24 protein-coding genes and 2 pseudogenes are annotated in these 23,405 nt (G+C 67.0%); 17 read left to right on the top strand and 9 right to left on the bottom strand.

The genetic code is table 11. The features are described 5' to 3' along the window. Window positions 1-42: 42 nt before the first annotated feature. Window positions 43-267 (top strand): annotated as a pseudogene (gene cutA, locus OG574_RS11340) (divalent cation tolerance protein CutA); the annotation flags it as partial. Here the strand turns inward: cutA and OG574_RS52750 are convergent. Together OG574_RS52750 and OG574_RS11330 are read right to left on the bottom strand one after the other, a co-directional pair. Continuing rightward, on the bottom strand, window positions 260-706 hold the full coding sequence (locus OG574_RS52750; protein ID WP_442816814.1) for a hypothetical protein: 447 nt from the start codon (window positions 704-706) through the stop codon (window positions 260-262). The pseudogene cutA and the gene OG574_RS52750 sit on opposite strands and share 8 nt — an antisense overlap. Window positions 707-827: 121 nt before the next feature. Beyond that, window positions 828-1,007, bottom strand: coding sequence for a hypothetical protein (locus OG574_RS11330; protein ID WP_100595233.1), 180 nt, complete (start codon window positions 1,005-1,007; stop codon window positions 828-830). A gap of 129 nt (window positions 1,008-1,136) precedes the next feature. On the opposite strand from OG574_RS11330, the gene OG574_RS11325 reads away from it, so the two are divergent. Beyond that, entirely contained in the window at window positions 1,137-1,280 is a 144-nt protein-coding gene (locus OG574_RS11325) for a hypothetical protein (RefSeq protein WP_165914293.1), read from the top strand. Window positions 1,281-1,893: 613 nt separating this feature from the next. Further along, window positions 1,894-2,589 (top strand): VanZ family protein, encoded by a 696-nt coding sequence (locus OG574_RS52745; protein ID WP_398380556.1) that lies wholly within the window; start codon window positions 1,894-1,896, stop codon window positions 2,587-2,589. A 388-nt stretch (window positions 2,590-2,977) separates the two neighbouring features. Here OG574_RS52745 and OG574_RS11315 read toward each other — a convergent pair whose 3' ends face one another. Beyond that, complete coding sequence (locus OG574_RS11315; protein WP_326773089.1) at window positions 2,978-3,151, bottom strand: CsbD family protein; 174 nt, start codon at window positions 3,149-3,151, stop codon at window positions 2,978-2,980. Between the two features lie 255 nt (window positions 3,152-3,406). On the opposite strand from OG574_RS11315, the gene OG574_RS11310 reads away from it, so the two are divergent. The 3 genes from OG574_RS11310 (at window position 3,407) to OG574_RS11300 (ending at window position 5,373) form a co-directional block, all read left to right on the top strand. After that, on the top strand, window positions 3,407-3,577 hold the full coding sequence (locus OG574_RS11310) for a hydrophobic protein (RefSeq protein WP_326773088.1): 171 nt from the start codon (window positions 3,407-3,409) through the stop codon (window positions 3,575-3,577). Window positions 3,578-3,987: 410 nt separating this feature from the next. Then, window positions 3,988-4,374, top strand: a complete 387-nt coding sequence (locus tag OG574_RS11305; protein WP_326773087.1) for an ATP-binding protein — start codon at window positions 3,988-3,990, stop codon at window positions 4,372-4,374. Window positions 4,375-4,509: 135 nt separating this feature from the next. Next, the gene (locus OG574_RS11300; protein ID WP_326773086.1) at window positions 4,510-5,373 is read left to right on the top strand and encodes an RNA polymerase sigma factor SigF; all 864 of its coding nucleotides are present in this window, start codon (window positions 4,510-4,512) and stop codon (window positions 5,371-5,373) included. 188 nt (window positions 5,374-5,561) lie between these two features. On the opposite strand, the gene OG574_RS11295 is transcribed toward OG574_RS11300, so the two are convergent. Further along, the gene (locus OG574_RS11295) at window positions 5,562-6,734 is read right to left on the bottom strand and encodes an RNA-guided endonuclease InsQ/TnpB family protein (RefSeq protein ID WP_326773085.1); all 1,173 of its coding nucleotides are present in this window, start codon (window positions 6,732-6,734) and stop codon (window positions 5,562-5,564) included. Window positions 6,735-7,100: 366 nt separating this feature from the next. On the opposite strand from OG574_RS11295, the gene OG574_RS11290 reads away from it, so the two are divergent. After that, on the top strand, window positions 7,101-7,781 hold the full coding sequence (locus OG574_RS11290) for an HNH endonuclease family protein (protein WP_326773084.1): 681 nt from the start codon (window positions 7,101-7,103) through the stop codon (window positions 7,779-7,781). Between the two features lie 519 nt (window positions 7,782-8,300). Here the strand turns inward: OG574_RS11290 and OG574_RS11285 are convergent. The 4 genes from OG574_RS11285 to OG574_RS11270 form a co-directional block, all read right to left on the bottom strand. Then, window positions 8,301-8,657 (bottom strand): histone-like nucleoid-structuring protein Lsr2, encoded by a 357-nt coding sequence (locus OG574_RS11285; protein WP_326773083.1) that lies wholly within the window; start codon window positions 8,655-8,657, stop codon window positions 8,301-8,303. Window positions 8,658-8,792: 135 nt separating this feature from the next. Beyond that, window positions 8,793-8,993 carry a hypothetical protein gene (locus OG574_RS11280; protein WP_326778849.1) on the bottom strand — a complete coding sequence of 67 codons (201 nt, stop codon included), beginning with the start codon at window positions 8,991-8,993 and terminating at the stop codon, window positions 8,793-8,795. Between the two features lie 403 nt (window positions 8,994-9,396). Beyond that, on the bottom strand, window positions 9,397-9,801 hold the full coding sequence (locus tag OG574_RS11275) for a DUF6303 family protein (protein ID WP_326773082.1): 405 nt from the start codon (window positions 9,799-9,801) through the stop codon (window positions 9,397-9,399). A 235-nt stretch (window positions 9,802-10,036) separates the two neighbouring features. Beyond that, window positions 10,037-10,447 (bottom strand): ATP-binding protein, encoded by a 411-nt coding sequence (locus tag OG574_RS11270; RefSeq protein ID WP_326773081.1) that lies wholly within the window; start codon window positions 10,445-10,447, stop codon window positions 10,037-10,039. A gap of 362 nt (window positions 10,448-10,809) precedes the next feature. Here OG574_RS11270 and OG574_RS11265 point away from each other — a divergent pair, with 362 nt between their 5' ends. From OG574_RS11265 to OG574_RS11245, 5 genes are all read left to right on the top strand, one after another. Further along, window positions 10,810-11,175 (top strand): PRC-barrel domain containing protein, encoded by a 366-nt coding sequence (locus OG574_RS11265; RefSeq protein WP_326773080.1) that lies wholly within the window; start codon window positions 10,810-10,812, stop codon window positions 11,173-11,175. A gap of 17 nt (window positions 11,176-11,192) precedes the next feature. Then, on the top strand, window positions 11,193-11,867 hold the full coding sequence (locus OG574_RS11260) for an ATP-binding protein (protein WP_326778431.1): 675 nt from the start codon (window positions 11,193-11,195) through the stop codon (window positions 11,865-11,867). Between the two features lie 47 nt (window positions 11,868-11,914). After that, the gene (locus OG574_RS11255; protein ID WP_326773079.1) at window positions 11,915-12,346 is read left to right on the top strand and encodes a DUF3662 domain-containing protein; all 432 of its coding nucleotides are present in this window, start codon (window positions 11,915-11,917) and stop codon (window positions 12,344-12,346) included. A gap of 163 nt (window positions 12,347-12,509) precedes the next feature. Beyond that, window positions 12,510-13,382 (top strand): RNA polymerase sigma factor SigF, encoded by an 873-nt coding sequence (locus tag OG574_RS11250; RefSeq protein ID WP_326778430.1) that lies wholly within the window; start codon window positions 12,510-12,512, stop codon window positions 13,380-13,382. Window positions 13,383-14,001: 619 nt separating this feature from the next. Beyond that, window positions 14,002-15,234 carry a diacylglycerol/lipid kinase family protein gene (locus OG574_RS11245; protein ID WP_326773078.1) on the top strand — a complete coding sequence of 411 codons (1,233 nt, stop codon included), beginning with the start codon at window positions 14,002-14,004 and terminating at the stop codon, window positions 15,232-15,234. A gap of 95 nt (window positions 15,235-15,329) precedes the next feature. Here OG574_RS11245 and OG574_RS11240 read toward each other — a convergent pair. Then, a pseudogene (locus tag OG574_RS11240) lies at window positions 15,330-16,154 on the bottom strand (DUF1206 domain-containing protein). A gap of 720 nt (window positions 16,155-16,874) precedes the next feature. Here OG574_RS11240 and OG574_RS11235 point away from each other — a divergent pair. The 5 genes from OG574_RS11235 to OG574_RS11215 all read left to right on the top strand — a co-directional run bounded on the left by OG574_RS11235 (window position 16,875) and on the right by OG574_RS11215 (window position 22,589). Continuing rightward, window positions 16,875-18,047 carry an RNA-guided endonuclease InsQ/TnpB family protein gene (locus tag OG574_RS11235; RefSeq protein ID WP_326773077.1) on the top strand — a complete coding sequence of 391 codons (1,173 nt, stop codon included), beginning with the start codon at window positions 16,875-16,877 and terminating at the stop codon, window positions 18,045-18,047. Window positions 18,048-19,083: 1,036 nt separating this feature from the next. Then, on the top strand, window positions 19,084-19,299 hold the full coding sequence (locus OG574_RS11230) for a zinc ribbon domain-containing protein (RefSeq protein ID WP_326773076.1): 216 nt from the start codon (window positions 19,084-19,086) through the stop codon (window positions 19,297-19,299). 206 nt (window positions 19,300-19,505) lie between these two features. After that, on the top strand, window positions 19,506-21,164 hold the full coding sequence (locus OG574_RS11225; RefSeq protein ID WP_442816813.1) for an IS4 family transposase: 1,659 nt from the start codon (window positions 19,506-19,508) through the stop codon (window positions 21,162-21,164). Window positions 21,165-21,737: 573 nt separating this feature from the next. Continuing rightward, window positions 21,738-22,298: a hypothetical protein gene (locus OG574_RS11220; protein ID WP_326773074.1), complete on the top strand. Its 561-nt coding sequence runs from the start codon at window positions 21,738-21,740 to the stop codon at window positions 22,296-22,298. A gap of 93 nt (window positions 22,299-22,391) precedes the next feature. Continuing rightward, the gene (locus OG574_RS11215) at window positions 22,392-22,589 is read left to right on the top strand and encodes a hypothetical protein (protein WP_326773073.1); all 198 of its coding nucleotides are present in this window, start codon (window positions 22,392-22,394) and stop codon (window positions 22,587-22,589) included. Window positions 22,590-23,405: the final 816 nt, after the last annotated feature.

Here is a 23,405-nt window from a genome sequence, read left to right as displayed (position 1 = left end):
TCGAGGGACGCTCGGGAGCCGGGTCGATAGCGGCGTGCTTGAGGGCCCGTTTCCAGCGTTTTCTGGCATCTCGGTGAGTACGGCACGGGTGAGGAGTGGCAGTTGCTCCTGAAGACGACTGGCGACCGCTATCCGGAGCTGGAGGCCTACCTCCTCGAGCGCCAGCCTTGGGTCGATCGCCTCGTCGCCGTCCGGTGGGGCTTCGGGGCGACGCGGCGCCACCGGAAGCCGCGACGCCCCCTCGAAGCCGGCGGTCCTGCTACCTGAAGTCGGCGCGACGATGATGGAGTTCGACGGTCAGCCCGTCGTGCACCGCATCCGAGGCCCGCAGGCTGGGTGTGGACGCGTCGTCTGGCTCGACTGCTCGCACCGCGCCCGACGCACCGGCTGGAGACAGCCCCAACTCACGGTCGGCCTGGGCCATTCCGGCGCGGGCGGCCCGGCGCAGCTCGCGTGTCCGGGGCATCGCCCGCAGCGCCACGTAGAGCACCGGAACAGCAAGCACGATGAGGAGGGTTCCCGCGAACGGATGCGCCCCGGCCCAGTGGGCGAAGCGCACGAAGAGCAGCAGGCCGGCGCAGAACACAGCCCCGATCAGTGCGAGGGCGACCACCAGCACACTCAGGCGATCGCCCCCGCCACGGGCGGTGGCGCGCAACTGGTCTTGGGGCGCGCACCTGTTCACGCTGTCGGGCTCGCGTGTCACCACTGCATCTCCTCGTCCGTCAGTAAACGTCGCGGGGAGACAGGTACCCCGGGAAGCCCCGACCATGATCGACTATTTGCGAGTGCACCACGCCGCGTAGGACCGGGGTGTGAGCACATGTTCAGCGTCGACGCGACGTTCTGGTACGCGCCCAGCCACCGGCTCCCGCCAGATGGAGAGCCAGAGCGGTGAGTCCGAGGAGCATGACGTTCACGGACGAGAAGACGTCGTTCGTCGCGATGTCGGCGGCATTGATCAGGAATGCCAGGAAGAACAGCACGGCAGAGGCGATGGCAAACATGGGAACTCCTGTTCCTAGTCGTTGTCGCCCGTGTGCCCGCTTTCGTGTTCCGTACTGCTTCCCGGGTAGTCGCAACGTGAGCGGCGACGCGATGTGGCGGCTCTTGGCGAACGACACCTTGGAGGCGTCATGCCCGGCATTCTCGACCGGATCAAGCAGTACAGCCGCAGTCCGCAAGGCCAGCGGGCCATCGCGACGGCGCGCCGGACGGCCGCGGACCCCCGCAAGCAGGCTCAGGCTCGCGCGTGGCTCGACCGACTGCGGCGTCGCTGAGCGACGACGATGTCGCGCCTCAGGAACGGTAGCCGCATATGACGAAACAGCGCAGATGACTCCCAGTGCCCGAGTCGCCTGCGCTGCCGCGGCCCCGCGTACGCCACCGCGAGCGGTCCGGGTGTAGCCGGTCAGGTGTGGACGCGCGTCACCGGTCTGTACTCGGCCTCGTTCCTGGCACCGTGCGTCGTCCGGGCCCGGCGCCGGCATCGTCGCATCCCGGGTCGGCAAGCGCACCCACCCGGGCGGCCCATGGCCAACCCGCCCCCTCGCCGAGGAGATGAGGTGCCGACCACCAGCCGCTCGGTGCCACCAAGCAGGGCAGCGGTCTGGGTGAAGAACACCCTGCCTCCGGCTTCGCCACAGGACAGCGATGCGTAGCCGAGGTCCTCGATCTCGCGGGCGCGTGCCATCACGGCACTGATCGACCACCGGCCGCTCGTCCACCACGCGCCGCCAGGAGAGCTGAAGTTGATGTCGGCGCCATGCTTCGAGGCTGTCGGCGCCGACAAGGGGAACCGACGCCCCCAGAATCGCGTTGAGGCGCACGAGGTGCCGCACACATCAGGCCGTACGACGTGTGCGGCACCAGCTTCCGGGTAGTTGGCGCCGCATGGAACCCGAACCTCGCCTGCGGCAGCACTCATGGGGCTGGAATCTGGTACGCGCCTTTGTCATGGCGGTTGGTTTCGTCTGCATGGTGGCATTCGCCGTCGCGCTGGCGAAGGTCACACTCGTCCCGTCACCTGTGTCAGTACCGTTGACCCACACCAACCTGCACCCCGGCAGCTCGATTCGCCTGTACTTCAACCAGCCTGACTGGCAAGACACGATCAAGCAGGTGGGAGGAAACGTCGTTCTGGGAGTGCCGTTCGGATTCCTGCTGCCGGTGATCTTCCCACGCACACGGGGCTTCGTCCGAGTGGTACTCATGACGGCGTTCGTGATGCTCACCGTAGAGATCGCTCAAGGACTGCTGGTCGCCGGCCGGGCATTCGACATCGACGATGTGATCCTCAACGCGGCGGGCGCCTTCCTCGGGTATCTCGTCCTCGGCCGCAGGCTCGGACGAGCGTTGCATCCACGCCGCGTCCACTGGTGGCGCCCGCGCAGCGAATCGGCCGACGAGCCAGCTCGGGACGCCGCCGTCAAGAAGAGCCGGAACCGCTGGATGTGGGCCTGGCGTAAAAGCGGTGCTCGCCCCACGGCGGGCACCAAAACAAAGACCAAGAAAACGACCAGGAAGCAAGCTGCGCCGAAGCGTTTCCGCAAGAGGATTCCCGCGTTGCTGCGGGCCAAGCGCCCCTGATGTGCTACGCCGCCCGCCGCGATAGGAGCCCCGGCCCAGTTGCTGGACTGGGCCCATCCCTTCGCGGGCTGTCGGCGCCACGAGCGAAAACCCGGAAGGGACCACACAGCGTTCCCCCTGACTCGGGATCCGATCAAAGCCTTGCAGAATTCGCCCACAAGGGCGCCGAGGTCCCACGGCGCCACAGCCTGTTGGTCCCCGAGACCGAGCGTCGCACCAACACCGTCTGAGGTGAGATGTGCGAGGACTTTGTCCTCCTGGCCGAGAGGAATTCCTCGTTCTCAAAGGTCACCCCGCAGCGTGTGGCGGGGAGGACCGGATGACGTGACAGCGGTGGGGCGGACTCCTTGGGAGAGTCCGCCCCACCGCTGTCACGTCATCCGGTCGGCTAGTGCTTGCCGACATCCTTGATCTTCTCCTTGGCCTCCCGGGCGTCGCCCTTCTTGCGCTCTGCGCGGCCCTCGACGGTCAGACGTTCGTTGCCGACAGTGCGTCCCGCGATCTCCTTGGCGGCGCCCGTGACCTGCTCGGTCTTGGCCTTGGCCTTCTCGTTGGCAGTCAAGCCCGCTCACACTCCCTTGGCTTGGACATCATGTGCTGTCAGTTCGTGTGGCCACGGATCAACAGCGCAAACATGAGTGGCAGCGAATTTCCCGGATGGATGACCACGACATCCGATGCATGACCAGTGCGGGCAAGGGAATTCAGCGAGCGGCCACGGCGCAATCAAATACCCTTGCCTCTATAAAACAAACGCGTCTTTCATGCGTTTGCGTGAGTGAGACGAGGACATGTGGCGGTCAGGAGGTCGATAACGATGGTTCCCTTGATTCTTGTTCTTCTTCTGGCTCTGATCCTCTTCGGCGCGGGCTTCGCGTTGAAGGCCCTGTGGTGGATCGCGGTCGTCGTCCTGGTGCTGTGGCTGCTCGGCTTCGTGATCCGCCCGGCGGCGAGCGGCGGCCGCAAGGGCCGCTGGTACCGATGGTGATCACCGCCGACTAAAGACGGCCCGCGGCGGATGCAGCACTGCCGCCAGGGCGATGGACTGAGGGGTGGACCCCGACCTGGGACGGTCGGGTCCACCCCTCTTCTGCGCAACTACGAAGGATTAGCCGTCAGCCAGGCCGACGTGCTCGAGCAGCACATCAAAATTCCGCGGAGAGCGCGCTGGATCGATCGCGCGCAGAAGTACCGTGCGCGGAAGGCGGGACACAGCCCATGGGGACCAGTATCGGCAGAGTGCCCGCGGTGCCGTCCTTGTGATGGATAACGTTGACGCACTTCCTTTGAGTGGGTAGGGGGAGTGTCGTGCGACCGGTCGGGCAGGTGCGATATCGCGGCGGCGCACCTTCCGATTGACGAGTTCGCAGAACGACGCAGAGAGGGGCTGAGGTCTTCATGACCACTCACACGGCGCCCGAGCCCCAGGAGATGGGCTGTCACGACGCGCGCGCCGAGGTCAGGGCAGTTGTGGAAACCGCCTGCCGGCTGCGCTCAGGCCAGGCCAGACGTTTTCGTGAGGATGCCCTGCTGGTGGCCGGCGAGTTGACGTCCAACGCGATCCTGCACGGCGGCGGGCTCACCCGGTTCAACGCCCGCATAGAAGACGGATCCCTGCTGGTGCAGGTGAGCGACCACAGCACGACGGCGCCTCACCTCGTACGCCACAACCCCGGACTGCCCGGCGGCTTCGGCTGGATGATCACCCAGCGCCTCGCCTCGCATGTCTCCGTCGACATCCAGCCCGACGGCAAGACCATCACAGCCGTCCTCGCCCTGCCGTAGAGCACAGGTCTCCCATCACCGGACGCCCGGAAGGATCTTCCGGCCTCCGCATGCATGTTTCGTTTCCATGCCGGGTAGTCGCGCCAGAACGGGGAGCGGCAAGCAAGCTCGGAACAAGCAAAAGGGGCGGAGCGCATGATCACCGTGACGACGCAGGAGAAGATCCAGGCCGCTCAGGCTCAGGAGGACCTCGTCGAGCAGGCTTACGCCGACCCCTCTTCCATCGCGCCGAAGGATGCGCGAGAGATCGGCAAGCGGTTCTTCGGCCGGCTCGGGCAGCTGGAGGAAGGCACGCACGAGTATCAGTACGTGCGCAACTGCCTGATCGAGATGAACCTTTCCCTGGTGCGGTACGCGGCTTCCCGGTTCCGTCACCGTGGCCAGGAGGAGATGGAAGACATCGTTCAGGTCGGCACGATCGGCCTGATCAAGGCGATCGACCGGTTCGAACTGACCCGTGAGGTCGAGTTCGCGACGTTCGCCGTCCCCTACATCACCGGTGAGATCAAGCGGTTCTTCCGCGACACCAGCTGGGCCGTGCACGTGCCGCGCCGCCTCCAGGAAGCCCGCATCGAACTGTCCAAGGCCACCGAGGAGCTGCGCACCCGCCTGGGCCGCAACCCCTCCACGGCCGAGCTGGCGGAGCTGATGCAGCTGGAGCCGTCCGAGGTCGCCCAGGCGCAGATGGCGTCCAACGGCTACAACGCCTCCTCCCTGGACGCCTCGGTGATGAGCGCAGGTGACGAGTCCGACACCGCGCTGGCCGATTTCATCGGCTTCGAAGAAGACTCCTACGAGCTCATCGACAACTTCCACTCCCTGGCTCCGCTCATCGCCGGCCTCGACGAGCGTGAACGCACGCTGATCCATCTCCGCTTCGTCGAGGAGCAGACCCAGTCGCAGATCGGCGAAGCACTCGGTGTCTCGCAGATGCACGTCTCCCGCCTGATCACCCGCGTGGTGGCGAAGCTCCGCACCGGCCTGATGACCACCAACTAGTTCCCCAGGCTATCGCCGGCAACAGGCAGGGGCATCTCTTCCGCCGCCCACGACCTGGAGGACGGCCCTGATGAGAACCGCGCAGCACGGACTCGTCCCGCTCCATCGGTCAACTACCCGGTCGTGAAACGACCGGGCTTGCTGCTCGAGTCATCACTGGCTGTGATGGGTTCGGCTGCGTCCAGTTCTCACGCGATGAGGGTGAGTCCAGGGGCCGTTGACTGAGCCCCGCAGACCCACACGTACCACCCGCGGTGGGCGATGTTGTGGGACGCGTTGTGGTCCGCGTGCTCAACGAAGCCGCAGACCCGGCACGAGAAAACAGCCTGGGCAGGCCGGTTGCCGCGTGCGATGTGATGACACTTCGAGCATTCCTGGCTGGTGTACGCCGGATCGACATACACGACCGGCACCCCGGCCCGCTTCGCCTTGTAGGCGATGAACGAGCCGAGCTGGGCGAAGGGCCAGGAGTGGAGCGTGGTGCGTTGGGGCTTTCTCAGCCGTGCCCGCTCGCGGATGCCCGTGAGTGTCTCCAGGGCGATCCCGCGACCGGTGCGTTCAGCCTCCGCCACGATCCGCTTGCTGATCTTGTGGTTGATGTCCTTGGCGCGCCGGGCTTCCTTGCCCGCGTACTTCTTCGCCCGCCGCTTGGCGGACTTGGTGTTCTTCTTCTGCAGCTTGGAACGCAGCTTGCGATCCTGTTCCCGCTTGCGGTTGATCCGGCGACCGCAGTGTCGTGCCCCGTCGGAGGTGGCCGCGATGTTCACGATCCCCAGGTCGACGCCGAGGAACCCGTCCGGATGCGTGTTCAGATCCCCCTCGGGGATCTCGCAGGTCGCGATCAAGAACCACTTCCCGCCCTGGCACACCAGGTCGGACTCACCCTGGCGGTGCGCAGCCAGGACCTCCACCTGCTCGGCCTGCCCGGTGAACCGCACGCCCTTCAGGCGGCCGGCGGTGGTCCAGATCGATACCGTGCGTGCCTGGTGCTGCCAGGACAGCATCCGGTCGTCGTAAGGCTGCGCAGCCTCGGGCCGGAAGACCACCGGCTTGCCCGAGGCGCGGGCGTGACGCTTCGTGCCGGGCCGCCCGTACCGGCCGTTACGCAGGTTCGCCTTCAAGGTGGTGTAGGCATCGCAGGATTTCTTGATCGCGTGCTGCGCGGCCTGCGCGCCCAGGCCCCACCTGACCCGGACCTCGGCATAGGCGTGCTTGCGCAACTCCAGCGGACGTCGCGCGTTTTCCTCGAAAGCAACCCCGGCCGCCCAGGTCGCCGCTTGATTGCAAGCATGCAGGGTCGCCTCAAGTGCCGCCGCCTGGACAGGCGTCGGCAGCAGCTTCACCCGCACCACCAGCTTCACGATCAGCGAACCTATACACCCGGCCGAAGACCCACCACACGTTCGCCCCACCTCACCCGAACGAGCGATACCCGCTCCGGCCCTGCCCGCGCACACCGCCGTAGCCCGGCTCCGCCGGAACGTCCCGGGCCGCTCCGCGGCCGTGATGGCCTGCGGCACGTCACGGCGACGCTCCACGTCGCACCCCGTGGATGCGATTCCTCCCGGGCGTAAACGCCCCGGGTTCCTCGCAAGAATCCGCTGAACAAGAGGGCGTTGATCTGACTTAACCCTCTCCCGGGTGACACGAAGGCTGTCTGCGGCACGTCACGCGTCACGGACTCGCTACGAAGATCACGACCTGTTCGTGATCTTCGAGGAGTCACGTTGCGTACCTTCGCCCGCACTGCCGCCCTGTTCAGCGTCATTGCCGCACTCGCCACCCCCACCGCCACAGCACAAGCCGCTCCCGGCCCTTTCGGCAGCCCCGGCGACGTCATCACCACCCCGCTCCAGTACGCGTTGAAGTCCCTGCCCATCGCGGACGAGGACCGCACCGGCTACCAGCGCACCAGCTTCAAGCACTGGATCGACGCCGACAAAGACGGCTGCAACACCCGCGCAGAAGTCCTCAAGGACGAAGCATTCATGAGCCCCGAGCAGGGACCGAACTGCAAGCTCACCGGCGGGCGCTGGTACTCGGAGTACGACGACCAATACATTGACGGCGCGAGCGGCCTCGACGTAGACCACCGCGTCCCGCTCGCTGAAGCCTGGGACTCCGGAGCCTCCGACTGGACCGCGGCGGAACGCCAGGCCTACGCCAACGACCTGGGCGATGACCGCGCACTGATCGCTGTGTCCGCGAAGTCGAACCGCAGCAAGGCCGATCAAGACCCGTCGACCTGGATGCCGCCCGCGGCAGGCGACCACTGCGACTACGCGCGGGACTGGATCGTCGTGAAGGTGCGCTGGCAGCTCGCCATCGACCCGGCCGAACAGGCTTCCCTGTCCGAAGACTTGACCCACTGCCCCAACGCCCCGGTGAAGGTCACCCTCGCGCGGTAGGCGCAACGTGACGTCCCCGCCGACATTTGGGCGGGGACTAACGGGGGGAGCAGGGCGCCCAGCGGATCCACCACAGCCAGATCGTCATCCGCGCAGGGCAACGACAGCGTCCCCGCTCCGCAACGGTGGAACGGGGACGCTTGCCGAGAGCGCGGCACGCTGTCCCAACGCGCCGGTGACGGTCACCCTCGCACGCTGACAAGACTGCCCCGGTGTCGCCGCTCCTCAAAGAGCGGCGGACACACGGTCGGGCGGGAAGCACGCTTTCCAGACTGTCCAACGTGGCTATCCGGCTGGAACAGTGCAGCTGGGTACGCCGCCACCCCGACCCCTGCAGTGGGGTATCCGTCAGGCATCGACGGAACTGGTCCTCGTGCTCCTCGTTCTGCGTCAGGCTGCGTTTTTCGTCCACCTGATGAAGGCTGCATTCGCGCGCCGTTGGGAGGTCTTGGCCTGGGTAAGCCAGATGTCGAGGTGGGACTGCGTGAGGCCGGTGAGCTCGATCATCAATATCAGAGATTAATCATTGGCCTTTTCGTATGCTTCCTTAACGGAAGCGGGAACTCGACCCCGGTCATTCACCTCAAGGCCGTTTTCCTTGGCCCAAGCCCGAATCTGGGCCGTGTCCGAGCGGGCGGAGGGTCCTACGGCTCGACGCTTACCCCTCGTGCCGGCAGTGGTGACGCTGCCACGTACTCGACGGGCCCCCTCGGCGCTCAAGTAGGGGTGCAGAACTTCCAACAGGCGATCGTGGCTCTCCGTGGAGAGGTCAATCTCGACCCCAGCCCCGTCGATGAGGATGGTGTGGGTACCGATCTCTTCGGATTCTTCACCTGTGAGGTCGTCCGTATAAGTGATTACTTCTCGCTGAGCCATGCGCTGATTGTAGGGCTAGGGCCTGCGCCGCCCCTCTTCACTCAGAACAGGGGCGGCCCTCGGGCTCAGCTTCGGCAGAATGGAGGTGTCAAGCCATGGTTCGCACTTTCATGGCTACCCTGACCGGATCATCGCTCACTTCTTTGATTTCAGCGGCCGCCAGGCGACCTTTGCTTTTGTCCGTGTGATGCGGCTGATCGTGACGGTAACAGTGACGGTGTCCGCCGTGCCGTGCGTCGTGACCAGCGGGGTGAGGGACGCGCGGGTCCGGTCGTGGACGGTGCGGGCGACGTCTATGGCTCGGTGTCCCTCGGCCAGGACGCAGCGCACCCCCACTTGCCAGCCGGAGCCGTCTGGGTCATGGACGACACGGATGCCCGACAGCGGCGAGGCGAACCTGCTGGCTGCCGCGCCTGCAGTTGTCGTCGCACATCGTTTTGTCCCCTCGTAGCTCCGGCTGGACCGCCCGGCGCCGAGTTCGGTCCGCACCCTGGCGCAGGGCTTTTCGCAGGCAGATTCCGGAACGACCGCCGGACTCGGGCCGGGGCGGGCTTGTGCGGCTCGCTCTTCTTCTCCCACGGCCGACGGGAGACCGACCGCGAGTGGCCGGGCGAGCGAGCTGCATCTGGATGTGAGCCCGGCGATCAGCGACCATAAGGCCACAGGCGGCACGGGTGCGCCGCTAGCTGTGCAGCGCTGCCTGCTCACAGGGGAGGGCATGACGCGAAGGCCACGGTTTTCATTCGATCTCCGGCATGGTGATGGGCCGAACTTCGGTGTGTGCCATCAGTTGTACGGCTGTGTGGTCGCCATCTTGGCACTCGGCCCACTCCCAGTAGTGGCAATCGGATCCGGGGCCCGTCTGGACGTAGCCCAGGTCTGTGAGGGCCTGTCCGCGTGCGCGCAGGGTGGGGGCTTCGGCGCCGGGCAGGTTCGTCGAGGGCCACTCATCGGCCGGGACCCCGTACAGGACTACCGCGATCTCCCAGTTCGCGTCCCCTGGAGAGCGGGTCAATTGGGCGCGGGTGAAGTGGCCCTGGGCGGTCGGGTCCGTTTGAGGCCCTGGCAGTTTGGGCCGCGGGTCGAGGACGTCTGCCATGGCGTCGTGGGGATCGGGGAGCGGCACAGGGGATTCGGAAGTCACGAGTTCTCCTCACAGCAGGTTCATGGTCGTGTGCCAGGAGTCCCCGCCGATGGGGCATGGCGGCGCGACCTTGTGGATCGTCGACCAGTGGATGCGAGCCCGCCCTCGGGCGATATTTTGACCACGCGTGCCGGGTCAGTTCTCAGGCGAGCAGTTCGCCGCCCTGTGCCTCACAGCCAAGTACCGGACCGGGCAAGGACTCGGCAGGCAGGATCTGCGGTCGTGGGATCACTGCTCAGCGGGGGAGCGTGGCATGGATCGATTTGCCGCCGCCGGGCTGGGGGTGGATGGTGAGCGTTCGGGCCAGGCGGCGGATCATTGGCCAGCCAATCCCTCCAGCGCCGCCGGACAGGTCGGTACTGCGGTCCTGGGGATGCGCGGGGCTGGGATCGTCGACGGTGACGTGGATGTGCCGCCGGTCGGCGTTCAGATGAAGTGCCGTTACGGAGCCTGCGTGGCGCCTGGCGTTGGTGACGAGTTCTGAGACCAGCAGGAGCAGGTCCTGGGTGGTCGGTGCTGGTGGGGCGGGGTGGAGACAGGCGAGGAAACAGCTCGCCGCGTCACGGGCGTCAGTCGCCTTCTGTGGGCGGCTGAGTGCCTCGGCCGGGTAGGCATGGTGGTCATCGACCGTTAGCGGGTGCTGCATGGGCTTCACCCCTCGGGAGGACTTCGGTGCGGCTGCCGTTACACAGCGCATCTACCCCGCGGGAGCGCGATGAAAATGATGCGTCTTCCGTTGGGTGGTTCGGAGCCGTCGCCAGCAGTCGTACATGGAAGCGAATTCGCAGGTAGGCGGCTTGTGAAGGCTTCTAGCGGTGTGCTCAGCCCGGGCCGAGGTGGAACTCGTGTGGCCTACCGAAGAGTGCTCGGTTGTATGACGGTCAGTTACCCGGGTACGGGGGAGTGGTGAGCAGGGGGCCATTCCGCGGCGGGCAGCCGACCTTAATGTCGCAGTCGCCTCCACGGCCCCACCAATGGCGAATAATGCAGAGAGAAAGGAACCACCTCATGCAGAGCGTCTGGGCCTACCCGGCAGGCATCGGCTATCAGGGGCAGGAGCAGGCCGCGTTGACGGGATTCACCCTCACGGCGCCGGACGGGATAGTCGGCCAGGTGGAACGTCAGGTGGATGAGGCCGGTATGCAACACCTGGTCGTCGACACCGGTGTATGGGTGTTCGGCAAGAGCGTCCTGATCCCGGCCGGCATCGTTGTCGCCATCGATACGGGTGCCCAGACCGTGACGGTCACTCACACCAGGGACGAGATCAAGGCCGCGCCCCGCTTCACCCTCGACAGCCAGACCACCGAGCCCGCCTACCTCACCGAAGTGGCCAACTACTACGCCACGTTGGAGCGGTCGGCGCTTTTGTGACGCACGCGGCGCACGGCATGTGCTGCTGCCGCGTGATGACTGCCGCCCCTCGAGGTGCCTGGGCACAGGGCTTCCTTGGAAGGCGGGATGCCCGCCTCGCCAGGACGCGCCGGTCCCACGATGGCGGCCCTCCCGGGCCGCCTGTGGCCCAGCTGAGCGATTCCGTGGTGAGTTCCGAAGTCCGCAACAGGAACAGCGCCGACGTTAACCGTCGTCAAGTGGGGGCAGAAGGACCGGTGCTGTCAGATCAGCTTCTTCACCACGGGGGTTCGGGCATGAGTCAGCAGCCATGGGAGACCGGGGAGCGTGGGTCCGACGACAGCCAACGGCCGGTACCACGTCCGATCACAGCGGCTCAAGCGCGTCATGCTACGCATGAGTTCTTCTCCGGCCTGATCCCCGCTCCCTCTCAGGAGAGGGTCGAGAACGCTGTTGTCGTGGTCTCTGAACTCGTCGCGAACGCGTTCCGGCACGCAGGAGGCGTGACCGGACTTCATCTGGCCGCGGATCGTGACGTCGTGGAGATCGCCGTGCGCGATCCCTGCCCCGCGCTCCCGCGTGAACGGCCCCCTGACCTCGACGGCTGCGAGGGCGGGTTCGGCTGGCCCCTGATTCGGATGCTCGCGCGCACCGTCACCGTGCGTCCCTCCCACAACGGCGGCAAGGTCATCAGCGCTGTCCTCGATCGCTGACGGCCGGCACCGGACCGCCCTCAGGCCCACTCCGCAGCGCAACCCTTATGGCCGCACATGATCCGGATGAGGTCGGGCAGCCATCGGCGATGGGAAAGATGAGCAATGTCGAAAAAGTGATGGAGAAGTGGGCCACAGACCTGGTGGACCGGGTCTTCCGGCCCAAGCGGGAGAGCGTGGAGGTCGTGTCGACGCTCCGGCGTGAATGCGACGACAACATCATGATTCTGGGACGCGGACGCACTCTCGTTCCCAACGCCTTCACCGTCGTGCTCCCTCAGGAGAGTCATCGTGAACTCGGCTCTCATGCACATAAGTTGGGGCCGGTCTTGGCCACGAAGGTGAAGGATCACGCCGCAGCGCACAGCTACGTCTTCGCCGGACCGGTGACAGTCACACTGGAGCCCGACCCGACGCTGGACACAGGGGGATATCGCATCCAGAGCTCGATCGTTCCGGCCCAGACCAGCCCCCGCTGACTACTGGTCGATCACAGCCAGGAACCCGCCGACCTGCGTATGAGGCAAAACTCATGCAGTAGGAACGCATGGTGACGTCATGTCCGGGCAGGTGGTGGGCTCGAACCGATCCGGGAGTGTGATCATGACAGTCCAGTCGCAGGCGAGGGACGCGGAGGGCACGATGCACGTCCAGGCGTTGGCATCGGCACAGCTGGAGACGCAGGCCGATGTCGGTGAGCTGCCCTGGATCGAGGATGCAGGGAAGGTCGCTCCGAAGGACGCGCGGAAACTGTCGAAGCTGTTCTTCGACCAGCTTCAGCTCCTGGAAGAGGGCACCCGCGAGCATCAGTACGCCCGGAACACACTCATTGAGATGAACCTGTCGCTCGTACGATTCGCCGGGCGCCGGTTCATGAACCGTGGCGACCGTGACATGGAGGACATCGTCCAGGTCGGAACCATCGGTCTGATCAAGGCGATCGACCGGTTCGACCTGTCCAGAGAGGTCGAGTTCTCCACCTTCGCCATTCCGTACGTCGTCGGTGAGATCAAGCGGTACTTCCGCGACACGACCTGGGCGGTCCACGTGCCCCGGCGGCTCCAGGAGCTGCGGGTCGACATCGCCAAGGCCAAGGAAGAACTCGCAGCCGTCCTTGACCGTGACCCCACGGTCAAGGAAGTCGCCGAGCACATGGAACTGAGCGAGGACGAGGTCATCGAGGGCGTCGTCGCCGCGAACGGCTATACCGCCGGCTCGCTGGACATGCCCGCCGACGCCGGCGAGGCGGGACAGGCCCAGATCCAGGGCCGTACGGTGGCCGACTCCATCGGTGAACCCGACCCCGGCATGGAGACCGTCGAGGACTTGCACTGCCTGCAACCTCTTCTGGGCCGCCTTACCGACCGGGAGCGCCACATCATCGAGATGCGGTTCGGGCAGGAGATGACCCAGAGCCAGATCGGCGAGGTGCTCGGCGTCTCCCAGATGCAAGTCTCCCGCCTCCTGACCCGCACACTCGCCAAACTACGGACCGGCATGCTCGCCGACGACTGATCCTCGTCATCCAGCGTGATCCGCTCGCGCGCATCGCGCACTGTTCGCGGTTGCACCGTCAGCGCTGGGCCGGCCGGACTCGGCCAGTACCGACACCGGATGGGTCCCAGAACCGGCAGGCCCCACAAGGGCGTCAGCCGTCCGCGTCGGTGTTGAAGACCTCGCCCTCGCGCAGCATCCGGCGCAGAGCGGTCGAGTCAGTCGCCGATAGGGTGAGGCGGCGCTGCGGTCCGGTCCGGTCGCGCGCAGCGGACCCTAGGTGCAGAGGTGTAGCGAGCGCATGAGGCGACCTGGACGGCTGTGGAAGATACCCGGAACGGGAGGCCGGTTGGCCGGGGCCCTTGCCAGGAGTCGTGGTGTGAGGGGGAACTCGGCGACGGACCTGCTGCGCAGCGTTGCGGGGCACGATGCGGTGTGGCTGGCCGCCGCTACCGTACTCGGGATGTCAGGTGGCAGGAGTGCCCGCAGGGCCGCGCTGCGCGGCATTGGCTCCGTGGCGATCGTCGTGGCGATCGATCGCGCGCTGGCCAAACCAGCTGCCCGAAGCACGCGCCCTGTCCTGGACGCGCTCCCTGGGGTCTTTCCCCGCCCGAGCACCGTTTCCCTGCCCTCAAGTCCGATGACGTCGGCCGCCGCTTTCGCGTCCGGGGTTGTTCTGGAGTCGCCACGCTACGGGCTCGCGGTGCTGCCGTTCGCCGCAGGACTGACCTACGTACGCGGCCGTGAGGGCCTCGACCACCGAGGCCGCGCGGCAGTCGGTGTCATCGTAGGCATGGGTGCCGCATTGCTCACCTGCCGCTGGTGGCCGGTGAAGCCGGAGGCCGCGGCCGCCGCAGCTCCTCCCCGCAGGCCGGCTCCGGCGCTCGTGGCCGGCAAGGGTCTGCATCTGGTGGTCAATCCGTCGTCGGGCATCTCCTGGAGCCAGGACACCGCCGAGACTCTGCGCACCATGCTTCCCGAGGCCGCGATCACCATATTCGAGCCAGGCGACGACCTCGTAGCGCTGCTCGACGAAGCGGCGATGCGCGCCGTCGCCGACGGTGGTGCGCTGGGAGTGTGTGGTGGGGACGGCACCGTCAACGCGGGCAGTGCGACGGCGGCCCGCCATCACGTTCCGCTGGCTGTCTTCCCTGGTGGCACGTTCAACCATTTCGCTGTGGACCTTGGCAATCAGACGCTGGAGGACGTGGCCCGCGCGATTCGGGCAGGCGACGCGGTCACCGCCGACGTGGGCCGGGCATCGTCGCCCAAGAGCCCCCGCACGCGCCACGAGACGGGTGCTCCGGACGATTCACCCGACGACTCGGCCGGCGTCTTCCCGAGCGGTGGAGAACAGCAACTCTTCCTCAACACGTTCAGCATCGGGGTGTACTCGGAACTCGTCCATGCCAGGGAACGCATGGAGAAGCGCATCGGTAAATGGCCCGCGCTGGCCGTGGGCCTGGCGAAGGTCCTGGCCACGGGCACCCCGCTCTCAGTGGTCATCAACGGCCGCCCCCGCAGCATATGGCTGCTCTTCGCGGGTAACGGCATCTACCACCCGGCCGGTTTCGCCCCGACCTACCGCACCCAGCTCGACGACGGGCTCCTCGATGTCCGTGCGGTGGAGGCTGGTACCCCGCTGGCCCGCACACGGCTGCTCCTCGCCGTCCTGACCGGGACTCTGCACAACTCCCGGGTGCTGACGACAGCGCAGGTGCGTCGGCTGGACTTGGAAGTCCTGCAAGGCGAACCGCACTTCGCCTACGACGGCGAGGTCACGGACGCCACCTACCGGCGCTTGGTCCTCGACAAGATACCCAAGGCGGTCACCTTGTACCGGCCTGCTGACCAGGACCAGTGGCTGCGCTGACACCAGGCACCAAACGCAGGAAGGCGGCGGGGGCGACGGGATGAGTCCGTCGCCCCCGCCGCCCTCGCGCAGCGGGTGTGCCGCGTTCGCGTCTGTCAGAGCTTGCGCCAGCGGGCGTTGGCCCAGGAGAAGACACCGAAGGCCGTGAGACCGAGCGCTATCAGCGCCAGCATCCAGCGACCGGCCGGAACGTCGGCGAAGGAACGCAGGGTGTTGTCCATGCCCTTGGCTTTGCCAGGCTCGTGCTGGACGGCCGCCGCAATCGCGAAGGTACCCGCGGCAGCGAAGACGACGCCAGGGACCGCACCGCCGAAGACCCCGACGAAGCCCACAGTCTTACGCACCCTCTTGGACATCTCGGACATCCTCAGGCACTTCTGGAACTTGCGCATGAGTGCCCTGACAGCGATCCACACACCGGCACTGACAACTCCGGCGCCGGCGATTCCGACGATCCGCTGCCCGCCGGGCCATTCCAGTACCTTCGCCGTGACGTCCCGGGAACTCCTGTCAGAGATTCCGCTTCCACTGCCCTTGTCCCCGGCCGCCTAGGACAGCACGGAGTACGAGACCAATCCGTAGAAGAGGCAACGGCCCGTGGCCATCGTCCTCTTACTCGCACCCCCGCCATCGGGCCCCGCCTGCCCGACGGCCGCTTCGGCCAGCCGCCACAAGGCCATCCCCGCCAGGCCTGTTCCGAGCAGCCACAGCAGTACGGTGCCGAAGGGCCTGTGGACTATCTCGGCGATCGCGCCACCCCGATCCGCCTGCCCGCCTCGGCTGCTGGCCAAGGCGATCCGCAAGGAGAGGACGCCGATCAGTACGTAGATGACGCCGCGGGCGACGAAGCCCGCCCGGGCTCCCGCCGCGACCGCCGCGCTGTTCGCCGCGCGTCGGGCCTGCCCGCATCCGCGCGCCATTGCCGCTCCACCAGTCATGTCATACCGAATGCCCCCGGCAGGCGAAGCAGTACATTGGGCCGACTACCGGCCTTGCCTCCCTGACCGCCGCCCAGGTAGTCGCGGGTCCAACACACGTAACACGCACAAAAAGCGCCAATGGAGAATCGCCCGACACCAGTCCGTGCTCGCTCTTTGCCGGACCGTAGGTCACCGAAGTCCTGGAGCGTCCGTGGACGGTAGGAACTGACACGCGGCGAGTGCATCAGGCCCGGACGTGCAAGCGATGGTCGCTGCTTCAGCGCGTCAAGGACGCGGCCGTCCTGTCGATCCAACGCCTTGTCTTACCCGCAGGGACGGATGCGCGGACCGGGCCGTCCCTAGCCGTGGACCTGAATCTCGCCCAGGAACCAGCCGCTTACCTCGTCGAGTCCGATGCGGAACAGTCCGCCGTGTTCGGGGAAGGCGGCCCCGCCGCTGACGACCTTGCCGGTGTTCAGCGGATTCTTGCGAGGAGCCCCGGGCGTTCACGCCCGGGAGGAATCGCATCCACGGGGTGTGACGCGGAGCGTCGCCGTGACGTGCCGCAGGCCATGACGGCCGCGGAGCGGCCGGGAGGCGTTCCGGCGGAGCCGGGCTACGGCGGTGTGTGCGGTCAGGGCTGGGGCGGGTGTCGCTCGTTCGGGTGAGGTGGGGCGAACGTGTGGTGGGTCTTCGTCCAGGTGTATAGGTTCGCTGATCGTGAAGCTGGTGGTGCGGGTGAAGCTGCTGCCGACGCCCGTACAGGCGGCGGCACTTGAGGCGACCCTGCACGCCTGCAACGAGGCCGCCACCTGGGCCGCGTCCGTCGCATTCGAGAAAGAGGCGCGACGTCCGCTGGAGCTCCGCAAGCACACCTACGCCGAGATCCGGGTCAGGTGGGGACTTGGCGCGCAGGCCGCCCAGCACGCGATCAAGAAGACCTGCGACGCCTACACCACCTTGAAGGCGAACCTCCGGGCGGGACGTTACGGGCGGCCCGGCACGAAGCGGCACGCCCGCGCCTCGGGTAAGCCGGTGGTCTTCCGGTCCGAGGCGGCTCAGCCGTACGACGACCGGATGCTGTCCTGGCAGCACCAGGCACGCACCGTGTCGATCTGGACCACGGCCGGCCGGCTGAAGAACGTGGCGTTCACCGGGCAGGCCGGGCAGCTGGAGGTCCTGGCTGCGCACCGCCAGGGTGAGTCCGACCTGGTGTTCCAGGGCGGGAAGTGGTTCCTGATCGCCACGTGCGAGATCCCCGAGGGGGATCTGAACGCTCATCCGGCCGGGTTCCTCGGCGTCGACCTGGGGATCGTGAACATCGCGGCCACTTCCGATGGCGAGCGCCTCTGCGGGCGTCGGATCAACCGCAAGCGGGAACAGGATCGCAAGCTGCGTTCCAAGCTGCAGAAGAAGCACACCAAGTCTGCCAAGCGGCGGGCGAAGAAGTACGCGGGCAAGGAAGCCCGGCGCGCCAAGGACATCAACCACAAGATTTCGAAGCGGATCGTGGCGGAGGCTGAACGCACCGGTCGTGGGATCGCCCTGGAGACACTCACGGGCATTCGCGAGCGGGCACGGCTGAGAAAGCCCCAACGCACCACGCTCCACTCCTGGCCCTTCGCGCAACTCGGCTCGTTCATCGTCTACAAGGCGAAGCGGGCCGGGGTGCCGGTGGTGCACGTCGATCCGGCGTACACCAGCCAGGAATGCTCGAAGTGTCATCACATCGCACGCGGCAACCGGCCTGCCCAGGCTGTTTTCTCGTGCCGGGTCTGCGGCTTCGTTGAGCACGCGGACTGCAACGCGTCCCACAACATCGCCCACCGCGGGTGGTACGTGTGGGTCTGCGGGGCTCAGTCAACGGCCCCTGAACTCACCCTCATCGCGTGAGAACTGGACGCAGCCGAACCCATCACAGCCAGTGATGACTCGAGCAGCAAGCCCGGTCGTTTCACGACCGGGTAGTTGACATGGAGGAAGTTGCTGTTCTGCTCGGGCTGCTCCGTCGCCCAGGTGAAATCGGCGGAGAAGGCACTCGCACGGCTCGCTGAATCACCGAGTTGCTCGGCTATGTGCTCGGCCCAGACGGTGTGCGGTACTACCTCTCCGGTGACCGTGGTGCCGCATACGATGAGTGTGATCGGAAGCGTGAGGGCCTCGCTCTCCACTCGGTCGGTCAACCTCTTCAGCGGATTCTTGCGAGGAGCCCCGGGCGTTTACGCCCGGGAGGAATCGCCTCCACGGGGTGCGACGCGGAGCGTCGCCGTGACGTGCCGCAGGCCATCACGGCCGCGGAGCGGCCCGGGGCGTTCCGGCGGAGCCGGGCCACGGCGGTGTGTGCGGTCAGGGCCGGGGCGGGTGTCGCTCGTTCGGGTGAGGTGGGGCGAACGTGTGGTGGGTCTTCGTCCAGGTGTATAGGTTCGCTGCTTGTGAAGCTGGTGGTGAGGGTGAAGCTGCTGCCGACGCCTGTCCAGGCGGCGGCACTTGAGGCGACCCTGCATGCTTGCAATCAAGCGGCGACCTGGGCGGCTGGGGTTGCTTTCGAGGAAAACGCGCGACGTCCGCTGGAGCTCCGCAAGCACGCCTATGCCGAGATCCGGGTCAGGTGGGGGCTTGGCGCGCAGGCCGCCCAGCACGCGATCAAGAAGACCTGCGATGCCTACACCACCTTGAAGGCGAACCTGCGCAACGGTCGCTACGGGCGGCCCGGTTCCAGGCGTCATGCCCGGGCCTCGGGCAAGCCGGTGGTCTTCCGGCCCCAGGCGGCGCAGCCTTACGACGACCGGATGCTGTCCTGGCAGCACCAGGCACGCACCGTGTCGATCTGGACCACCGCGGGCCGGCTCAAGGGCGTGCGGTTCACCGGGCAGGCCGGGCAGCTGGAGGTCCTGGCTACTACAAGGCGAAGCGGGCCGGGGTGCCGGTCGTGCACGTCGACCCGGCCTACACCAGCCAGGAATGCTCGAAGTGCCATCACACCGAGCGCGGCAACCGGCCTGCCCAGGCCGTTTTCTCGTGCCGGGTCTGCGGCTTCGTTGAGCACGCGGACCACAACGCGTCCCACAACATCGCCCACAGAGGGTGGATGGCCTGGGTCTGCGGGGCTCAGTCAACGGCCCCTGAACTCACCCTCATCGCGTGAGAACTGGACGCAGCCGAACCCATCACAGCCAGTGATGACTCGAGCAGCAAGCCCGGTCGTTTCACGACCAATGCCGCGTAGTTAAGAAGCCGCGGGTGGCGTCAACTTGATCAGCTGGGTGGGTCTTGCCTGGGCGGGCATGGAGAACGGGACCTCTGCTACAGCAGTGAAGCCGTCCAAGGTCTTCACGCTGAGCAGGGGTCCCGTTGTCCGAGCAGTCTGCCATGACCAGTTTCGTCCGCACCATCACCGTGGCGAGGGGCGTCTTCGCACCGGGGCATCTCGGGGAGTTGACGCAGTATCTGCCCTTCGAGCTGGTCGATGACGTGCTGGCGAGATCGCGGGCTGTCCAGGGCAGGTTGCGTCTACTGCCTTCCCGCGTGGGGGTGTACTTCGTGCTGGCCCTGGCCGTCTTCCCGGCCGTCGGCTACCTCGGGGTGTGGGGCAAACTGGTCGCCGGGCTGGGCCCGCTGGCTCCGGTCCGGCCTTGTGAAAAGGCCCTGCGTGACCTGCGCCGCAGGATCGGAGCCGCGCCGCTGCAGATGCTGTTCGAGACCGTGGCCGGCCCGATCGCCCAGCCCCGCACCCCCGGGGTGTGCTACCGGAAATGGCGCACGGTCGCCTTCGACGGCTGCAGCTCGCTGCGGGCCCCCGACCAGCCCCGCGTCCGTGCCTGGCTGGGCAAGATCGTGCGCCACCACCACGGCCCGGAGGGCTACCCGCACCTGCGACTGATGGCCCTGTGTGAGACCGGCACCCGCGGCCTGCTCGGCGCCGTCTTCGGCCCCACCAACAAGGGCGAGACCCACTACGCGCGCCGACTCCTTCCCCTGCTGAACGCCACGATGCTGCTGCTTGCCGACCGCGCCTTCGCCGGGAACGACTTCCTCATCGACACCGCCGACACCGGCGCCCAACTGCTGGTCCGGCTCAACTCCCGCCGTCGGCCGACCGTCTTCACCGCGCTGCCCGACGGCTCGTTCCTGACCCGGTTCCAGGACCGGACGTTCCGCATCATCAACGTCGACATCACTGCCACCTGTGACGACGGCACCCGGATCAGCGACCACTACATGCTGATCACCACTCTGCTCGACCACCGCACCGACCCCGCTGAGCGACTGGCCCGCCTCTATCACGAGCGCTGGGAGGTCGAGTCGGCCTTCCTCGCCCTGCGGCACACCCTGCTCACTGGCCGAGTCTTGCGCTCCTGCGACGTTTGCGGTCTGGAACAGGAACTGTGGGCCTGGCTCACCGTCCACCAGGTCCTGCGTCGAGCGATGTGCGACGCGGCCGAGTCCCGCCCGGGCACCGACCCCGACCGGGCCAGCTTCACCATCGCCCTGCAGGCCGCCGCCGACCAGATCGTCGACGCTTGCGGCATCACCGGCGACGACAGCGACGGCGGCGGCATCGCCCGGGCTGTCCTGGCCGGGCTGCTGCCGGCCCGCCGACCCCGGATCAGTGCCCGCAAGGTGAAGTGTCCGATGTCCCGCTACGGCACCACACAGAACGAGACCCGCCCACTGAGCAGCCATTCCTTCAACCGCCTGGACATCACCGTCCTCGCCGCCACCGAGCAGCCCACAGCCCTGCCACCGTCACCGGCGAACACCGATCGACGCTCCCACGTCTTCCGACTCCTGGCGGCAGCCGATCCCGGCCAGGACTGGACTCCCCGGCAGATCGCTGACGCCCTCAAAATCGACCACATCCGCAGCCTCTCGGCGCAGATGGGGCAATGGATCACGCAGAAGTTCCTCATCAGGTCAGGTCATGGCCGCTACCGACTCCATCCCCAATGGGTCAAGACACCCCAGCCACCAGCGGGTTCACGGGACTCGACAGCTACCATCCCGGCTTAACTACGCGGCATTGGTTTCACGACCGGGTAGTTGACCAGGGGATCCACTTTGCTCATGCCTGGACAGTAGCCCGCTGTCAGCTACGGGAAGCCGTCGGTCCACGAACTGGAGTGTTCCAGCGACAGAGCTCCGCCCGCCTTCTGTCATGGCGCGGCGATGATGGCGCTCTGCGGGCCGTTCAACCTGCTGTCCAGGGCCACCGGCAACCTGATCGCTGCACTGGCCAACGGGAGTCTCCCGTCGGTTGGTTCGGGGGTGGGGCTTGGCGCGGTCCGTGACCTCGTCGCCGACCGGTCGCCTTGGCACGGCGTCATTGGCATCCGGCGGCTTCTCCCACCACCCGGGATTACGGCGCTCGAGATCGCCGACCGCCAGCGGTCCGCCGCACCTATACCGGATCGAGCGGCCGGCGCCGACCGGCGCCGTGGATCAAGCTCCGCGCGACGCCCCGGAGTTCGCTTGTTCGGGTGATCGCTTTATGTTCGGGGGACATCTGGCCGCAGGGCTGGAAAGGTGGAGGGCGTCCCCGGTCGGGACGTGCGAGTACCATCGGAGCACCAGGGGGCGGACGACGTGGCGAAACGCAAGCTCACCGCAGAGAAGCAGGCAGACCGCGCGCTGTGTCCCGTGCAAGTCTCGCACCTGCTGGGGCTGAAGGTCCACGAGGTCGCCCGGGCCATGCGAGCCCACGGGATCACACAGCCGCTGCAAACGGCGCAAGCCAGGCAGTGGCGACAGAATCCGGGCAGCGCACCGGCCTGGCTGACCACCCTGCTCACCGAGGTGACCGTGCGCGCGGCGCAGCTGCAGGCCCGGCGGGAACGCGGCGCCCTGGAGGACGAGCACCGTCAGCTCCTTCTGCGGGACACCGTCGAGCGGCGACTGCTGGCCGGAGAGCATATCCCGCCCGGGTACGACGCCGAACTGATCGCGCAGGACATCGCGTTCACCGCGTCGAAGGAGCTCGTGCGCGGCTGCGGGCCGGTGTGCGGCGGCCCGGTCGCCGACGTGCTGCTTCCCGTGGAAGAGGCGGCGCTGTACTGGGCCGGTGTCGATCCGGACGATCACGGTACGTGGGTGGTCCACCGCGGCGACTGCCCGGACGTGGCCGATGAGCCCTCACCCTGGGACTGAGTGCCTGCCCTTGAGCGGCCGAAGCCGGGGGTCTGATGGGGAACCGGCCCGACCGGTGTCGCTCATCACGTCGCTGCGTTCCTGGAGCGATGGGTGGACCTCACAGAGGACGAAGAAGATACCTCCCCCTGGTCGACGGGGCCGGTGATCGGCGAGGCGGCCGGCCCGTTCATCTGCTTCCCGATGCGCTACAGCATGGCCGAGGAGGCTTCGGCCTACGCTGCCGATCTCGCGGCATCGATGGGCTCGTTTGCTACGACCCACAGGCTCGGCGACTGCGACCCTGACTGACTCCGGATCGCAAGTTGCTAGCGCCAGCCGCCATCGTCTTCCTTGCCACACGCCGAGCTCGCCACAACGCCAGTCAGGACGGAGGCGCCGGCCCCGCCAAGTAGTTCCAGGCTGGGGCCGTAGACCCCACCAGGGATCCGCTCCGCCAGCTCGCCAATCGGCACCCACGCAGCCTCCGTTACCTCCCGCCGCGACGCCGACCGAGTGGAGTGCCCAACAACTGGGCGACTGAATGCACTTGACCCTGATCGTTACGACCTGTCGGCGCGGCCCGTCATCATCGCCTGACTCTGAGCATCCGCGCACCCGGGCAGGGCTGATTCCGGGGCCCCGTATTCCCGGCGCGCTGTTCCGCACGACAGGTCCAGGCTGCTCGCATACGCTCCACGGCGATGAATGGGCCGTGACCTACGAGGTCGACGTGTCCCGCCTGGTATTGTTGATCTTGAGCTGGTCGGCGGAATTCATGCTGGCACGCTGTGCGTTGGTGGTCCAAGGAAAGACGTCCCGCTTCCTGCGGGGAAATGCAGGTGCAAGGCCTGCCCAGCGCTCTGTGAAGACCCCGTGCCGAGATCTGTGGCGCGGGGTCTCTTCACGTCTGCTTCCCGCCCTGGGCCGGTGCGGACCGGTCCAACTGCCGCGGAGTTCGGGCGGCGGCGCTGTTACTCACTTTCGGGTGACGGCCGACCGCTCGCCGAGCCGCCGGGCTCGGCGGAAGCACCGCGCCGGCCGGTCACGGCAAGGGATGTGATGCTGTCAGCCCATCAATTCCATACATAGGCCACATAGATGGATGTTGCAGGCGACTGTCACGGT

The organism is Streptomyces sp. NBC_01445, from assembly GCF_035918235.1.
GTDB lineage: Bacteria > Actinomycetota > Actinomycetes > Streptomycetales > Streptomycetaceae > Streptomyces.
Note: the sequence above shows the minus strand (reverse complement) of the source record. Positions and strands in the feature narration are given on the sequence as shown.

Coding starts and splice junctions, on each gene's coding strand:
- OG574_RS11270 (WP_326773081.1), bottom strand. CDS start 10,447: ATGCAGCACCCGCTAACGGTCGATGACCACCATGCCTACCCGGCCGAG.
- OG574_RS11305 (WP_326773087.1), top strand. CDS start 3,988: ATGACCACTCACACGGCGCCCGAGCCCCAGGAGATGGGCTGTCACGAC.
- OG574_RS11300 (WP_326773086.1), top strand. CDS start 4,510: ATGATCACCGTGACGACGCAGGAGAAGATCCAGGCCGCTCAGGCTCAG.
- OG574_RS11310 (WP_326773088.1), top strand. CDS start 3,407: ATGGTTCCCTTGATTCTTGTTCTTCTTCTGGCTCTGATCCTCTTCGGC.
- OG574_RS11260 (WP_326778431.1), top strand. CDS start 11,193: ATGTGCTGCTGCCGCGTGATGACTGCCGCCCCTCGAGGTGCCTGGGCA.
- OG574_RS11285 (WP_326773083.1), bottom strand. CDS start 8,657: ATGGCTCAGCGAGAAGTAATCACTTATACGGACGACCTCACAGGTGAA.
- OG574_RS11265 (WP_326773080.1), top strand. CDS start 10,810: ATGCAGAGCGTCTGGGCCTACCCGGCAGGCATCGGCTATCAGGGGCAG.
- OG574_RS11250 (WP_326778430.1), top strand. CDS start 12,510: ATGCACGTCCAGGCGTTGGCATCGGCACAGCTGGAGACGCAGGCCGAT.
- OG574_RS11255 (WP_326773079.1), top strand. CDS start 11,915: ATGGCCGCACATGATCCGGATGAGGTCGGGCAGCCATCGGCGATGGGA.
- OG574_RS11330 (WP_100595233.1), bottom strand. CDS start 1,007: ATGTTTGCCATCGCCTCTGCCGTGCTGTTCTTCCTGGCATTCCTGATC.
- OG574_RS52745 (WP_398380556.1), top strand. CDS start 1,894: ATGGAACCCGAACCTCGCCTGCGGCAGCACTCATGGGGCTGGAATCTG.
- OG574_RS11325 (WP_165914293.1), top strand. CDS start 1,137: ATGCCCGGCATTCTCGACCGGATCAAGCAGTACAGCCGCAGTCCGCAA.
- OG574_RS11245 (WP_326773078.1), top strand. CDS start 14,002: ATGACGTCGGCCGCCGCTTTCGCGTCCGGGGTTGTTCTGGAGTCGCCA.